Below are 15,215 nucleotides of genomic sequence, written 5' to 3' on the forward strand. Positions count from 1 at the left end.
TTACGACTTACGACTTATAACTTCAGCTCTCTTCTAGTCCCTGCAAAAATGGGCGGGTAAGCCAATTGATGCCCACCTTAATTTGATGGTCTAGAGTTGGCAGTCGATATAAATAAGCAAGGCGACGGGCGATCGCGGCGAGAGAACCCTCTAGCTTAATTCCTAAACCTGCAAGCGTGGCATTGTCAATACCCAGAGTCATCATTTCCCCTAAATTCTGGTAGCGGAAGGGAAGTAAAGGACGGTGGGTCAAGGAAGCCCAAATATTCCAAGCGGCATAGTCTGCCTGTTGTACGGCAGCTTGGGCAGTACCGGGAACTTGTTGCTCTGCGGCATCGCGACATTCAGCTAAGTCACCCAAAGCAAAAATTTCGGGACGATCTATGACTTGTAGAGTTGATGTTGCCGTGAGTTGTCCGCGTTGATTTTGTTTGAGGGGCAGCGATCGCACTATTGGCGCGACTCGCGTGCCTATAGTCCAAACGACAAGATCTACGGGAATAATATCGACTTGATTTTTATACTCTAGGGCGATCGCATTCGGTTCGATTGACTCGACTTTGGTTTCCAGATCGAGCCAAATCCCTCTTTTTTCCAATGCTTTTGTGGCTGCTTCGCGGTTAAACTCTGGGGAAGTTCTGAGAATTTGGTCGCTCAGTTCTACTAATCGGAAGCGTCCTCTTTCACCAACACGATCTGCCAGCTTACACGCCAATTCTACTCCGCTATATCCTCCCCCGACAATTGCCACGCGGATTTTATCTGCTGTAGATGCTTCAAGTAGTCGCAGCCGTTCTTCCATGCGGTAGGCATCGGCAAGGGTACGGAAGGGGAAAGCGTAGGAGGATGCCCCAGGAACCATATCTAGAGGCGTTTCGCCTCCTAAAGCTAGTACTAAGCGATCGTAGGGAATTTCGATTCCATCTTGCAGCCGGACTCGCTGTTCGTAAATATCGATTTCTGCTGCTTCACCCTGGCAGAAGCGAATCCCAGTTGAGGCGAGGAGTTCGACAAACGGCGGGGCAATTTCCCAAGTTTGCAATTCACCCGTGAGCAATTCGTACAGCAGGGGTGAAAATAAGAAGCGATCGCTGCGATCGATTAGGACAATTTCTGGTTTTTCCGATTCCCAAGGTAATTGGCTCAGGCGTAGTGCCGTATATAAACCGCCAAAGCCGCCACCGAGAATACAAATACGTGCGGGTTGTTGGGACATAATTCTGAGGGGCGATCGAATTGCGAGTAGGGCTACTCTCTTCACTCTAACAAAGCAATTACAAATTCCTGCTCTTGCTGCGGGAGTTAATTTGAGTTACCGCAACTTTGGCATTGGCGAATTGCTGCTGTCATCTCCTAGAGTAAAAAATACAATCGTACTGTTACTGTAGATGACTCGCCAGCCTTCCCCGCCAGCAATCGGGGCGATCGTGAAATCTATCCGCAAACGCCGTAATTTGACTCTGGAACAACTCGCTCAACGCTCTCGCGTCTCTAAGTCAATGCTGTCGCAAATCGAACGAGAGTTAACAAATCCGACGATCGCCACTTTATGGAGTCTCGCCCATGCCTTAGATGTCAGTATTACCGAGTTAGTTAGTCAAGCGCACGTGGAAACCGCGATCGCGCCTACGAAAATTGAGGTGATGCGATCGCACCATACTCCCACAATTGCTAACCAAGATGGTAAGTGTAAGTTACGAATTTTAAGCCCGATCTCATCTGCTGGTGCTACTGAGTGGTACGAACTGGTGATGGAACCAAATGCTTGTTTGGAGAGCGAACCGCACGCATCTGGTAGTTACGAGCATTTAACTGTTTTAAGCGGAGATTTACTGGTTAAAAGCGGCACATGCGAGCAAACTCTAAACTCAGGCGATACAGCGAGATATCCGGCTGATACCAAACACCAAATTCAAAATCTTGGCGAGCAAGAAGCGCGGGCATTACTCGTTTATGTTTTGTAGTATGTTTTGCAGCTGAAGCAGAAGTCAAAAATTCAATATATTGAACTCCCCCTGTCCGTAAGCGGCGAGTTAGTTCATTGTTACATTTTTTTGATATGGCAAAAATTCAATATATTGAACAAAGATTAGTTTTGTAGTATCTTAAGTAACGGTCATCCGAACTAAGATCGCTGGCTAAAACTTATGACAGATATATTCAGCGTTGCGGGTAAAGTTGTTTGCATTACTGGTTCTAGTAGAGGATTGGGCAAAGCTATTGCGCGAGGTTTTGCCGAACGTGGTGCAAAAGTGGTTATCTCGTCTTGGAATTTAGAGGAACTAGGAGCAACCCAACGCGAGTTTCAGTCACAAGGTTTAGAAGTCTATGCTGTTGAAGTTGATGTCAGTAAACGCGATCGTTGCCAGCAACTCATAGACCGAACAATAGAGCATTATGGCGCGATCGATATCTTAATTTGCAATGCTGGCATCGATATTATCAAACCTGCCGAGCAATACGAAGCGGAAGAATGGGACAAAATTATCGATATTAACTTGCGGGGATACTATTTCTGCGCCCAGTTCGCCGCCCAACAAATGCTCGATCGCGGTGCTGGTAGTATCATTATGACTTCTTCTATTGCTGGCGCTGTAGGAATACCAGGGTTAGTCCCTTACGCCGCTTCTAAGGGAGGAATTAATCAAATGGTGCGGACAATGGCTGTGGAATGGGCGCAAAAAGGAGTCAGAGTTAACGCTGTCGCGCCTGGGTACATTGACAATATGATGGTAGGCGTTGAGTATGACGAAAACGATCCCTATCAGCAACGGGTAACGAAATTTACGCCAATGGGAAGGCGAGGAAAAGTAGAAGAATTTCTTGGTGCATATATTTTCCTTGCCAGCGATGCAGCTTCATACATTACAGGTGAGGTGCTGTATGTAGACGGGGGCTATCATGCAGCGTGAATAAAAAACTATTTGCTCTGTTGGTAACTCTCATCCTCTGGGGTTCTGGCTTTGCTGGCGTGCGGGCAGGTTTACGCGGCTACAGCCCCGAACATTTAGTTGCCTTGCGCTTTGCGATCGCCTCCCTTGTCCTGGTAGGTTATGCATATCTGACGCGAATGCGTTTGCCACAAGTGAAAGACTTACCCGCGATCGCCCTTGGCGGATTTTTAGGTATTAGCACTTACCATTTATGTTTAGCATTTGGACAACAAACTGTCACCGCAGGCGCAGCGAGTCTTTTGAATGCTTCTAGTCCAATTTTTACTGCTTTATTAGCAACAGCCTTTTTGGGTGAAAAATTGACAGCACGGGGATGGCTGGGGATTGTCATTAGTTTTACTGGTGCTGCTTTAATTTCACTGGGAGAAATACGAGGATTTCACTTCAACTTCGGCGCGGTGCTAATTGTGTTAGCTGCCATTTCTCAGGGATTTTATTTCATTTTACAAAAACCGCTGTTGAAAAAGTACGGTGCGTTTGAGTTAGCTACTTATACAATTTGGAGTGGCACGATCGCGTTACTAGGATTTTTACCAGATACAGCATCAGTGCGGCTAGCTTCCTTAGAATCAACTCTAGCGATCGCCTATTTAGGCATATTTCCTGCTGCGATCGCTTATATGACTTGGACTTACACTCTATCGCAAATTTCCGCCGCCAAAGCCGCTAGCTATCTTTATCTCGTACCATTTTTTGCGATCGCGATCGCCTGGATCTGGCTGCAAGAATTACCCAGTTTGTTATCTGTAATTGGTGGAATAATTACACTTGTAGGTATTTTTATAGTGAATTTGACCAGTGATACTAGACTGTACGCAAAAAAAGATGAGAAAATTTAACTGCTACTGCTACTGCAATTACTTAAACCGTAGGTAATGGAAAAGGAAACTATCTTCAATCAAGTGCCTGAGATCCAAGATGAAGTCTGTCGCACAGCCCTAGTAATGGCTGTCAAACGAGCAATCGAAACCGAAAGACCAGACCACCTATTTGATGACTCGCTGGCAGCACAATTAGCTGGAGATACTGGACAAGCTTGGCGAGAAAAATGGGAACGAGAAGATAGTGGCAATCCTCGCGGCAATAAACTTCGCATCCAGTTTGTTGCAGTACGCACTCGCTTTTTCGATGATTTCATCTTATCTGTGTTGCCCAAAGTTAATCAAGTGGTATTTCTAGGAGTTGGATTAGATACAAGAGCGTTTCGTCTGCCTTTCCATTCAGAAATAAATTTGTACGAGATAGATTTACCAGAACTAATGGAGTATAGGGAAGCAATCCTCAAGCATAAACCAGCGAAATGCCATCGTCATGCGATCGCTAGTGACCTAACTCAACCTTGGTCGTATCTACTTTTACAAGAAGGATTTAAGGTTGAAGCTCCCACACTTTGGGTAATGGAAGGGCTGTTGATGTATCTCAGCGAGGCAGAAGTGCATGAATTGCTCAAAACTATTTCCCAATTGAGTGCAGATGGCAGCTACTTAGGTGCCGATCTAGTCAGCGTTAAGTCGTGGCAGGTTGGGTTTCAACACCAGAAGGGCTTGATTAGCAAGCATTGGCGTTTTGGTACAGATGAACCAGAACAGTTGTTTGCTACTCGCGGTTGGAATGCTTCAGTTATTCAACCAGGAGACATCAGAGCAAATTACAATCGGTATGCCGTTCAACTGACTCCACGCGAAATTAAAGGTGTGCGACGCTCTTTTTTAGTAACGGCGAAGAAAGAAGAAAGTAGTCTGTAATAATTCTAGGAATTTACATCAATAAAAATTGATTTAAACTGTCAATTCATACTACTCAAAGAGTCTATAAACTCCGAGGGGGCGAACGATAATTTTATTCAAGATGACAATCACGCGATCGCTTTTGATCGAGCAACTTTTATTCAAATTCCCGCTCTATCGACGGGCGAAATCTTTATTCTATCTCCGGCGATAAACTCAGATATCGTGTTACAAGACATCTTAGAACTTCCACGCTCGGAACAGGAAGATTGGGAAACCTTAATGCGATCGTGCCATCTCAACCAAATTTTACTAGCAACTAATCTTGCTACCGCAGAGGCGATCGTGCATTATCTCAGAAGCATTCATCAGGTCACTAGTAGATAGTAGTCGGTGGTTGGTGGTTGGTAATTGGTAATTGGTAGTTTCTCCCCCAGCTCCCTTAGCTCTCTTCTTCCCGACTCCCTGCTCCCTCATAAGGGTTGCAATTGCGAATTAATCAGCGTACTGGCAGCATCTTTGTTAATGGGTTTGGCGAAAAAGTAGCCTTGTCCGTATTGGCATTCTAGAGCGTTGAGTTGTGCTAGCTGAGCCGCAGTTTCTACACCAGTTACCGTTGTCTCTACACCCAAGTTACGGGAGATCGCCACGATTGTCCGCAAAATCTCCAAGCTCTCTTCATCAGTATCAATCTGATTGACGAGGGAACGATCGACGCTGAGGCGATCGAATTTTTCATAGCACATGCGATTGGGGAGCCTTTGCAGTAAGCTCAAAAATGAATAGCCAATACCCAAATTATCAATCTGTAATTCTACGTTTAAGGCTTTGAGTTCGATAACCCTTTGATTCGCAAATTCAATATCCGATAAGATGGCGCTTTCAGGAATTTCCAGACGCAAATTTCGAGGATTCAATCCAGTTTGTTCCAGAACGAGTCCCAACTGCGCCACGAGATTTGGATGGGCGAACTGGGTGCTGGAAAGATTCACGCTCACAGTCAAAGGAATGTTGGGATAGCACTCTTGCCACAGGCGTAGCTGTTGACAAGCTTGCCGCAACGACCACCAGCCGATAGTTGAAATCGCGTCTGTTGCTTCTAGAGCAGAAATAAAGTCCGTAGGTGAAACTATACCTTGCGTGGGGTGCTGCCAGCGTAAGAGCGCTTCAAACCCAACAATTCTATTGGTTTGCAACACAACAATCGGTTGGTAGTGAATCTCAAATTCACCCTGCTCGAATGCTTGCTCAATTTCCTGTAGCTGAATTTTGGACTGGCGATCGAGGGCAGCAATAGGCGTATCTAGAATATGCTGCCGCTTCGATCTTGGAACGATAAGTTCATCCAGCAGTTTTTCTTGGCTTGCAGGTAATTGTTTGGGAATTGGAGAGTTTTGTGGCTTATATTCAGGTACGAGCTGTTGTAATAAGAAGGCGATCGCCGGAGCATCATTTTGCCGTGCGGCATCGCACAGTGCTTCTACCAAAGAATTTAAAGTTTTTGGCGTAAAGTTACTGGCATTTTTGACAATCAGAATTTTTTCGTGTTCTGTTTTTTCGTACTGTTCGCCAGAGATGAACAGTTCTTCAAATAGCTTTTCTCCTGGTCGCAACCCCGTAAACTGAATTTTAATATCCTTATCGACCTGCAATCCGGACAGCCGAATCAAATCTTTCGCTAGATCCACAATCTTCACTGGCTGTCCCATATCTAGCATTAATATGGCTCCGCCACAGCCAACAACCGCCGCTTGCAATACTAATTGCACGGCTTCGGGAATTGTCATGAAATAACGTCGAATATCGGGATGAGTAACGGTAATCGGTCCCCCTTTAGCAATTTGTTGCTTGAAGGTAGGAACGACACTACCTCTGCTACCCAACACGTTACCAAACCGGACGACGACATAAGGTTTGCCGCTCTTTTGCGCTGCTTGCAGAACGAGCATTTCGGCAGTCCGCTTGCTGGCTCCCATAATATTAGTTGGGTTGACTGCCTTATCCGTAGAAATCATGACGAATTGGTTGACATCGTATCTCAGTGCAAGATCGAGCAGGTTTTTCGTCCCCAAGACGTTGTTGGTAATCGCTTCTGGTGAGTTTACCTCCATCAGGGGTACGTGCTTATGCGCGGCAGCATGGAAAACGATATCTGGGCGAAATTGGTCAAAAGCATACTCTAAGCGCGATGGAAAGCGAATATCGGCGATAAAAGCGCGCAGACGTGGCATATATCCCTGCATCGCGCCGTCTTGCCGCAGCACTTCCATGACTCGTTCCAATTCTTGTTGAATGTAAAAAACCGAATTTTCGCCGTGTCCTACCAGCATGATTTCTGCGGGACGACAGCGAAAGACTTGACGGCAAAGTTCGCTACCAATCGATCCACCTGCGCCAGTGATGAGTACTTTCTTACCTGTTAATAACTGCGAGACTTTCTGCCCGTCTGTTTGAATTGGTTCCCGACGCAATAAGTCTTCAATTTTGATTTCGCGAATGCTTTCGATCGCCACGCGACCGTTGAAACCGTTGACGATCTCGCTGACGCTAGGTAAAGTGCTGGTACGCACGCCGCTCGATTGGCAGATATCTAAGATCTCGCGAATGACTTCGCCAGGGGCGCTCGGCATGGCGATCGCGACGCGATCGACGCGCAGAGATCGGACAATTTTCGGGATCTGATGGCGATCGCCAACTACAGGTAAACTGCGAATTCTTAATTGTAATTTCGCCGGATCGTCGTCGATAAAAGCGATGGGGTAAAGATTGAAGTGTGGGTTCTGCTGCATCTGTTGGGCAATTGTCACGCCTGCATTACCTGCACCAACAATTAGCAAGCGTTCGCTACTTTTAGGTTGAGCCTGCCTGTAGTTTGCTCTTTCGACCACTCGAATGCTCAAGCGAAGTCCACCTACGAAGATCAGGCTGAGCATCCCATCTAGCAGCGCTAGCGATCGCGGCAAGACAGCAGAAAAATTAGACCAGTTATTGAAGGCATAGACAATTATTGTTTCGAGGACAATCGCTGCTAACGTCAGCATGACGATTTGCGTCAGCTCATCAATACTAGCGTAGCGCCAACACCGTCGATAAAAACCAAAACTATATAAGATGCTTAGTTTTACGATGATAAATAGTGTAGAGACGATCGCTAACTGAAGCCCATGAGTGTTGAGGGTTTCACCAATGTTAAATTCGTCCAAGCGCAGGCTTAGTGCTAGAACTGGCGCGATCGAAAATACGATTGTGTCGAGAATAATAAAATGTCGATTTCTGATTCCCAATAAAGCTTTGGATACTTGTTCTACTATGATTTTCATTTTGTTGACAGGCGCTTCGGAAATTGAAGAGTTTAAGCATCATTTACTTAAGATTTTGCAGCAGATACTAGATGCAATTTTTGCACGAATACTTATCTCTGCTTTCGATCGCTACACTCGGCAATTGGAGTAAATAGCCGAACAATCCAGGCATTTTACGCCCAATTCAGGATACTACGATATTTTTGAAATCTGAAAAAACATGAGAAATTTAGTGCTTAGATATCTCTAGCACAACGACAGGATGCTCGCCAAATCAGACCGAGCTTCTCATCCAATTTTTCAGAAAAAGCTAATACGCTCTATTTTAATTGAATGGATTTTAACGTTGTAGATAAATCAATAATATGATGCCAGGATTTACATCAGCATCTTTAAACTTTGCTAGTCCGACCGCAAAAAATGGAGTTATTAATCATTACTTTTTTCTTTGTATTCCTCCTCTTCTATATATCAACACTCGCTAAGAGTTTACCACAACTTTCACAGCCCCTGAAAGAATTTTTACCGCAGATTCATAAAATTTTGAGTTTTACTGAGACTGAATATCAGTAAAATTACAGTTGACGAAGCATTTTTAGATACATATAGATTTGGTGAAAGAAAAACTTTAACTTCACCCAAACTGGCTCGAATTCGACCCGGTTTTAGGGCAATACTGCAAATTTCGACACAGGCTTTGCCACTGTAGCTGCACCACGGGAAATGAGATTGGAGATAGGGAGGTATTACAACCTTCTGAGCTTACAGCTACCATACCAATAAAAACAGTTATTAATAATTAAAATAGCAGTAATCATCAACTAGAAAAACTAGCAAGAACAGGTAATATTTAGATTTATCTTAATAAAAAGCGTTTTGTAATTAAAATCGCCCTAAAAAACCTAAAAATAAGAACACAACTGTAGTATGTCAAAAACTCGACCAACCTGAATCTACCAAATACTAAAGCTAAAACTCATCGTACTGGGTCTTGATTCGACTAGGTTGAGGAGAGGCAAAAGGGAAGTCTCCAACTCAGAAGTCAAAATACATCCTATCCCCCGATTCGCGGATTACGATTGCCGATCGCGTGGCAGTATAGATAAAGAATACGTCAGCCATGTCGTAGATCGACAGCAGCCGCAGTGCAGATTACATTTTTAGGAACGAGTTCCGGCGTACCGACGCGATCGCGTAATGTTTCTAGTGTTGCCCTTCGCCTACCGCAACGAGCAGAAGTCTGGCTATTTGACTGTGGGGAAGGAACTCAGCATCAAATTATCCGGAGTGACTTAAAAATTAGCCAAATTAACCGCATTTTCGTCACTCACATGCACGGCGATCATGTTTTTGGCTTAATGGGATTGCTAGCCACCTGTGGTTTAGCGGGTAGTCCGCACCGAATTGATATTTACGGTCCACCAAAGTTAGAAGAGTATCTCCGCGCCTGCGGTCGCTATTCTCAAACTCATCTATCTTACCCGCTGCACGTCCATACAGTACAGCCTGGGATGGTTTACGAGGATGAAGAATTTACAGTGAGTTGCGATCGCTTAGAGCATCGCGTCCCCGCTTTTGGCTATCGGATTGCTGAAAAAGATCGTCCTGGGCGGTTCGATGTCGAAAAAGCCAAGGCGTTAAACATCCCTCCTGGGAGAGTATACGGTCAACTGAAGCGGGGTGAAACTGTAACTCTCAATGATGGACGGGTAATTCGGGGAGTCGATCTATGCGGTGACACAGAACAAGGGCGTAAGCTAGCATACTGCACCGATACAATTTTCTGCGATGGGGCAGTATCCCTTGCCCAAGGTGCGGACGTACTGATCCATGAAGCGACATTTTCTCATATCGATGCAGAACTCGCTTTTCAACGTTTGCATTCCACATCAACGATGGCAGCACAAACAGCATTAGCTGCCCAAGTCAGGCTGTTAATCATGACACATTTTAGCCCCCGCTACGCTCCTGGTAATGATATTCAATTACAACATCTTTTAGAGGAAGCGCGGGCGATTTTTCCCAACACTGAAATGGCACACGACTTTTTAACTTATGAAATTCCCCGTCGTCGCCAATTAGAAGGAGAAAAGCAAGCGGCAAAAGTCTAGTTGAGCTGCGTGCCTAATTTATTTAAGCTATCTAACCGCGATCGCGCATTGACATCAGCCGTTGTTGTATATCTTTGAGCTTTACTTGGGAGTTAACTGGCGATCGCGGCTGCGGAACGTCAAGGTTGGGCCAACTTAGTAAGTCGTTGCAAGGACAGCAAGCCGGAGGCATTCCCACATTACGCATGGGTACGGGCATAGCACAACGGGCGCAAGGAGACACATCCCACTCTGGCGTGAGTAAATCGGCTACTGATTCCTCTGTTGCCTCCAAGTAGCAGTCGCCTGCATTAGGTGCGTTAATGCGTTGCCAGCACTCTTCAAAAGCTTGGCTGTAGCGATCGCCTTCGATCGTTGGTTGTGGTAGCAAGCGTTCTTGTCCGTCGCGGATGACGACATGCTTACCTAACTGAAACCAGTATGCGAGATATCTTCTAACGTCTTGTGTGGATGCCATGTTGAAAAGGGAGTAGGGGGCAGGGAGCAGGGAGCAGGGGAGGACAAGGGGGACAAGTGAGAAATGTGACTTCTGACTTCTGACTTCTGACTTCTGACTTCTGAATCTATGCTATCGTTTCTCGTTTAAAGGGGTAGGTAGTGGAGAACCAAGCAGGCTGAGGTTAAGGACGTGTCCGCCGACGATGAGGTAAACGGGGTTGGCAATAGCTCCTAAGCGACGGACTAATTGACCCAAGCGATCGCGAAACAACCTGCCGCTTGAATAAGCTGGCACTACACCCCAAGTAACTTCTTCTGCTACAACAATTACATCTTTATTGTCTAAGCGCTCTAAACTTAAGATTAAATTTTGCTCCGTTGCTGCCCAAGTAATGCTATCCTGCTCAAGCAAATTCGCTACCCACGTTCCTAGCGAATCGACTAGCAAGCAGCAACAGGAGGGAGCTGTGGCGATTGTTTCGGTTAAGTTTTCTGGAGCTTCTACGGTTAACCAGCTAGCAGGACGGCGATCGCGGTGTTGGGAGATCCGCTGTTGCCACTCAGCATCGTCAGCATTGGTTTGAGCCGTGGCAATGTAAATTACCGATTTTCCAGATTGCATTGCTAGAGTTTCTGCCCATTCGCTTTTACCAGATTTAGTTGGTCCAGTAACGAGTACAATTCGACTCGAAGGAGAAGTTGGCATCATTGTTGTAAGTCGTAAATCGCAATTAAAACACGCACCACTCACACCCCACACCCCACACCCTATTGATTACTAACTACTAGCCACTAGCCACTAGCCACTAGCCACCAAATATAAACACATGAAACAGGCACTACAACGCATTCACGAAACTTTAGACCAACTAGAGACGCTCAAGCAGTCTACCACCGCATCCTCTACTGTCACCGACGATCGCCCGATTTCATTTCAGATTTTGCCAGTAGCGCCAAAAGTCGATTTACCTTCACCATCAGCAATCGAGAGCGAACGTCCCCAATCGCCTCAGTTACCCGAACTATCTTCTGCTAGTAGTGTCAATCCATCTTTAGCAACCAAAACTCCAGTAGAAAAACCACGATCTGCACCAGTTGCCACTCTAGAACAGATAGCACAGAAAATTCAAGCGCTTTACTACGAAGGTCCAATTGTCAATGGGTGGATCGATGCCGATCCGTTTGCTTCAGAATCGGACGACGAGATCGAAGAAATTGTGTTTGAACGTCCAGATTTATCCAGCGATCGCTCGTTATCTCCAACTAGCTATCGCGTGTGCGGTCTTGATGCCTCCGGTGAGCAATGGTCTTATCCTTGTCCTATGGATCAATTGTTGGAGCTGAGTGTAGCGATCGCGCGCTATCGTAAAATCCAAGAACTTTTAGCCCAAAAACGACAACTGGAAGCTCAAATTAAACCAGGTGCGATCGCAGAAGATAACAATAAGTTTTGAAAGGTTAATTTATCAATTTGTGCTGAGGTGATTTATGAATATCCCGCAGATCGAGCTACCAACAGATACCTGGGTGAAAGCTAGTTGGGATGAGTACATTCAGATAATTGAAAATCCGCAATTAGAGAAAGCCAAGGGCTACTATTTCAACGATAGGATGAGAATTGAAATGCCACCAGTGGGAAACGACCATGCTAGCGACCACACGATAGTTATTTATGCCGTTCACCTCTGGGCGGGAATAAAAGGCATAGATTTAAATGGTAAAGATAACTGTACCTACCGGAAGACAGGTATTCGAGAAGCACAACCCGACGTATCTTACTATATTGGTGGCAATGCTGAAGCAATTCCTTGGGGAACGACAATTATTAATCTCGATCTCTATCCACCACCAACTTTAGCGATCGAGGTGGCTAATACTTCTCTATCAGATGACAAAGGCGAAAAGCGTCTGCTTTACGAGCAGTTAGGAGTAGCAGAATATTGGATTGTCGATGTAAAAAATATTGAAATTTTTGCCTTTTCTGTGGCAAATGGTGGTAGTAGAAGAATTACACAATCCCAAGTTTTACTAGGTTTAGAAATTGCTTTATTAGAAGAAGCTTTGCGGCGAACTCGTCAAATGAATCATGGTAGAGTTAGCGCGTGGTTGCTGTCTCAGTTTCAACAATAGTTAGATTTGCAAGTTAGATTTGCAGTGCCGCTTCTCTTTATAAATGAGTGCTGGCAAATGTAGAAAAAGTTGCATCTTCTGATAAACTATGCTTCATGCTGTTCTTTTTTTGGTAGAAATTGCCGAATTAGAATAGTCAAATCACCTTGGTTGCTAGATTATTGTCCGGCGATCGCATTTAAGATAAAATATTAAGTTTTGTGATGTTGAAAACTGTTTTGAGCGTCTGTTCCCGCAGATTCAAGGAGAGGTGGGAATGGATGTAAGCTTGATTGCGTCTAATGTTTTGAGTCCGCCAGTGCTGTTCTTTTTTCTGGGGATGTTAGCTGTTTTTGTCAAATCGGATTTAGAAATTCCTCAACCATTACCCAAACTTTTTTCGCTTTATCTCCTATTTGCCATTGGGTTTAAAGGAGGCAACGAACTTGTCAAAAGCGGAGCCAGTCAAGAAGTCATACTCACCCTTTTGGCGGCAGTAATGATGGCTTGTATCGTGCCGATTTATACATTTTTTATTCTCAAAATCAAGCTCGACTTGTATAACGCAGCTGCGATCGCGGCTACCTATGGTTCTATCAGTGCTGTCACTTTCATTACTGCTGGTTCTTTTCTGACTGAACTAGGGATTGATTTTAGCGGTTACATGGTAGCGGCTTTAGCTTTGATGGAATCCCCAGCAATTATTGTCGGACTGCTTTTGGTAAAACTATTTGCGATCGACAAGCAAGATGACGATTTTTCTTGGTCAGAAGTTTTGCAAGAAGCTTTCTTGAATAGTTCGGTTTTTCTTTTAGTTGGTAGCCTAATAATAGGTGCAGTGTCAGGAGAGAAAGGCTGGAAGGTAGAAGAACCATTTACTCAAGGCATATTTTACGGAGTCTTGACCTTCTTTTTGCTAGATATGGGATTAGTTGCTGCGGGAAGAATCAAAGATCTAGGTAAAACTGGTACGTTTTTGATTTCTTTTTCTATATTGATACCAATAGTGAATGCGGCAATTGGCATACTTTTAGCAAAAGCGATCGGGATGCCGCAGGGAAATGCACTTTTATTTTCGGTATTGTGTGCGAGTGCCTCTTATATAGCGGTTCCAGCTGCTATGAGGATGACGCTACCAGAAGCCAATCCCAGCCTTTATGTGACTGCCGCTCTAGCACTGACATTTCCCTTCAATATCATTGTGGGAATTCCTTTGTATTTGTACGGCATCAATCTGCTTTGGGGGTAAAATTATGCACGCAGTCAAGAGAATAGAAGTCCTTGCAGATTCGGTAGAACTGACAAAAATTTTAGCAGGCTTGGATAAAGCAGGTATCATCGCACACACTGTGATCCGCAACGTGGTTGGTAGAAGTCCTGGTGCAGACGCAACGCAATTAGATAATGTCTACATTATTGCTTTTTGTATGCCAGAGCAAGTGAAGCCAGTCATAGAAAATATTCGACCAGTTTTGAATAAATTCGGTGGCGCTTGTTATATCTCCGATGCGATGGAGATTCGTTCTGTTAGATGTATTGCCTCGCTGTAGAGACGTTACATGTAACATCTGTACAAACGTTATCAGTTATTAGTGACTAGTGGCTGGTGGCTAGCGTGCTGCTGTCTAGTTACTTGCTTTGTTAGGAAGGATTATGAGTCGCAAGAATAAATTTATCGATCGCCGTCAGTTTTTAAAGATAGCAGGTGTTGGTTTTAGCGTTGCTGCAAGTAGCTTACTTGGTTACGCGCGATCGGCGCAAGCCGCAGTTATAGAGGATATTGAACCCGATAGTCCTAATACAGCATTGCAAAGATTGTTGGCAGGAAATCAACGTTTCGTGCAGCAAAAGCTGAGACATCCGCATCAGTCCCAGACACGCTTGCATGAAGTGGCTACAGCACAGCACCCATTTGCTACTCTCTTGAGTTGTGCTGATTCTCGCGTTCCAGCGGAAATTTTGTTCGATTTGGGAATTGGCGATTTGTTTGACGTGCGAATTGCTGGAAATATCGTGACTACTGAAGCACTCGGTAGCTTAGAATATGCCGCAGCTATGTTAGGGACTCCCCTAATTATGGTACTAGGTCACGAACGATGTGGTGCAGTTACAGCAGCAGTTCAAGGCAAGCCACTTCCAGGTCAAATTGGTAGTTTTGCAAAAGCGATCGAACCCGCGATAACTACGTTAAGCTCCGCTAACGCGCAACTTGATTATAAATCAAATAATAAATCGGAAAAAGATTTAATTGAAAATGCAGTTGTAGCAAACGTGCGCTACCAAGTGAAGAAATTAGAGCGATCGGATCTTTTAATGCAACTGGTACGCGAAGGTAAATTGCAAATTGTTGGCGGACGATATGATTTAGACACCGGAGAAGTCGCGATCGTGACTTGAGGTTTAAGAATTTTATAGAATTTCTCCACCTACGATCCGAAAAAGGATGATATCCAAATAATTTCTAAATAGCCACCCTAAATATTGCTCAGTATAACAGACAGAAAGTTTCTGCATATTAAATAGTTGTGCGTCAAATCCAAACTAGCATAGTTGAATACAAAAATTAAGCTGACA

Annotated in this window: 15 protein-coding genes; 11 read left to right on the forward strand and 4 right to left on the reverse strand. The window is 44.7% G+C overall.

The features are described 5' to 3' along the window. Window positions 1-22 precede the first annotated feature (22 nt). Entirely contained in the window at window positions 23-1,216 is a 1,194-nt protein-coding gene (locus tag H6G17_RS05570) for an NAD(P)/FAD-dependent oxidoreductase (protein WP_192154951.1), read from the reverse strand. Between the two features lie 172 nt (window positions 1,217-1,388). On the opposite strand from H6G17_RS05570, the gene H6G17_RS05575 reads away from it, so the two are divergent. The 5 genes from H6G17_RS05575 (at window position 1,389) to H6G17_RS05595 (ending at window position 5,068) form a co-directional block, all read left to right on the forward strand. Continuing rightward, the gene (locus H6G17_RS05575) at window positions 1,389-1,964 is read left to right on the forward strand and encodes an XRE family transcriptional regulator (protein ID WP_192154953.1); all 576 of its coding nucleotides are present in this window, start codon (window positions 1,389-1,391) and stop codon (window positions 1,962-1,964) included. Between the two features lie 183 nt (window positions 1,965-2,147). Continuing rightward, the gene (locus tag H6G17_RS05580; protein ID WP_192154955.1) at window positions 2,148-2,912 is read left to right on the forward strand and encodes an SDR family NAD(P)-dependent oxidoreductase; all 765 of its coding nucleotides are present in this window, start codon (window positions 2,148-2,150) and stop codon (window positions 2,910-2,912) included. Further along, window positions 2,909-3,793, forward strand: coding sequence for a DMT family transporter (locus tag H6G17_RS05585; protein WP_192154957.1), 885 nt, complete (start codon window positions 2,909-2,911; stop codon window positions 3,791-3,793). Before H6G17_RS05580 ends, H6G17_RS05585 begins: the two co-directional genes overlap by 4 nt. Window positions 3,794-3,829: 36 nt before the next feature. Then, window positions 3,830-4,699 carry a class I SAM-dependent methyltransferase gene (locus H6G17_RS05590; RefSeq protein WP_199316531.1) on the forward strand — a complete coding sequence of 290 codons (870 nt, stop codon included), beginning with the start codon at window positions 3,830-3,832 and terminating at the stop codon, window positions 4,697-4,699. A 207-nt stretch (window positions 4,700-4,906) separates the two neighbouring features. Continuing rightward, complete coding sequence (locus H6G17_RS05595) at window positions 4,907-5,068, forward strand: hypothetical protein (RefSeq protein WP_192154959.1); 162 nt, start codon at window positions 4,907-4,909, stop codon at window positions 5,066-5,068. 86 nt (window positions 5,069-5,154) lie between these two features. Here H6G17_RS05595 and H6G17_RS05600 read toward each other — a convergent pair whose 3' ends face one another. Beyond that, complete coding sequence (locus tag H6G17_RS05600; protein ID WP_192154961.1) at window positions 5,155-8,001, reverse strand: polysaccharide biosynthesis protein; 2,847 nt, start codon at window positions 7,999-8,001, stop codon at window positions 5,155-5,157. 1,127 nt (window positions 8,002-9,128) lie between these two features. Here H6G17_RS05600 and H6G17_RS05605 point away from each other — a divergent pair. After that, entirely contained in the window at window positions 9,129-10,094 is a 966-nt protein-coding gene (locus H6G17_RS05605) for a ribonuclease Z (protein WP_192154963.1), read from the forward strand. Window positions 10,095-10,125: 31 nt separating this feature from the next. On the opposite strand, the gene H6G17_RS05610 is transcribed toward H6G17_RS05605, so the two are convergent. Both H6G17_RS05610 and cobU read right to left on the reverse strand, forming a co-directional pair. Continuing rightward, a complete protein-coding gene (locus H6G17_RS05610) occupies window positions 10,126-10,551 on the reverse strand; it encodes a hypothetical protein (RefSeq protein WP_192154965.1) in 426 nt (141 codons plus the stop codon). A 111-nt stretch (window positions 10,552-10,662) separates the two neighbouring features. Further along, window positions 10,663-11,241 carry a bifunctional adenosylcobinamide kinase/adenosylcobinamide-phosphate guanylyltransferase gene (gene cobU, locus H6G17_RS05615; RefSeq protein WP_192154967.1) on the reverse strand — a complete coding sequence of 193 codons (579 nt, stop codon included), beginning with the start codon at window positions 11,239-11,241 and terminating at the stop codon, window positions 10,663-10,665. A gap of 118 nt (window positions 11,242-11,359) precedes the next feature. Between cobU and H6G17_RS05620 the strand changes: the two genes are divergently transcribed. From H6G17_RS05620 to H6G17_RS05640, 5 genes are all read left to right on the forward strand, one after another. Next, on the forward strand, window positions 11,360-11,986 hold the full coding sequence (locus H6G17_RS05620; RefSeq protein ID WP_192154969.1) for a hypothetical protein: 627 nt from the start codon (window positions 11,360-11,362) through the stop codon (window positions 11,984-11,986). Between the two features lie 34 nt (window positions 11,987-12,020). Then, on the forward strand, window positions 12,021-12,662 hold the full coding sequence (locus H6G17_RS05625) for a Uma2 family endonuclease (protein WP_192154971.1): 642 nt from the start codon (window positions 12,021-12,023) through the stop codon (window positions 12,660-12,662). Window positions 12,663-12,918: 256 nt separating this feature from the next. Next, window positions 12,919-13,890 (forward strand): sodium-dependent bicarbonate transport family permease, encoded by a 972-nt coding sequence (locus H6G17_RS05630; RefSeq protein WP_192154973.1) that lies wholly within the window; start codon window positions 12,919-12,921, stop codon window positions 13,888-13,890. A gap of 4 nt (window positions 13,891-13,894) precedes the next feature. Further along, window positions 13,895-14,191, forward strand: coding sequence for a nitrogen regulatory protein P-II family (locus H6G17_RS05635; protein ID WP_015157004.1), 297 nt, complete (start codon window positions 13,895-13,897; stop codon window positions 14,189-14,191). Between the two features lie 103 nt (window positions 14,192-14,294). Continuing rightward, on the forward strand, window positions 14,295-15,038 hold the full coding sequence (locus tag H6G17_RS05640) for a carbonic anhydrase (protein ID WP_192154975.1): 744 nt from the start codon (window positions 14,295-14,297) through the stop codon (window positions 15,036-15,038). Window positions 15,039-15,215 lie beyond the last annotated feature (177 nt).

The organism is Chroococcidiopsis sp. [FACHB-1243] (genome assembly GCF_014696895.1).
Lineage (GTDB): Bacteria > Cyanobacteriota > Cyanobacteriia > Cyanobacteriales > Chroococcidiopsidaceae > Chroococcidiopsis.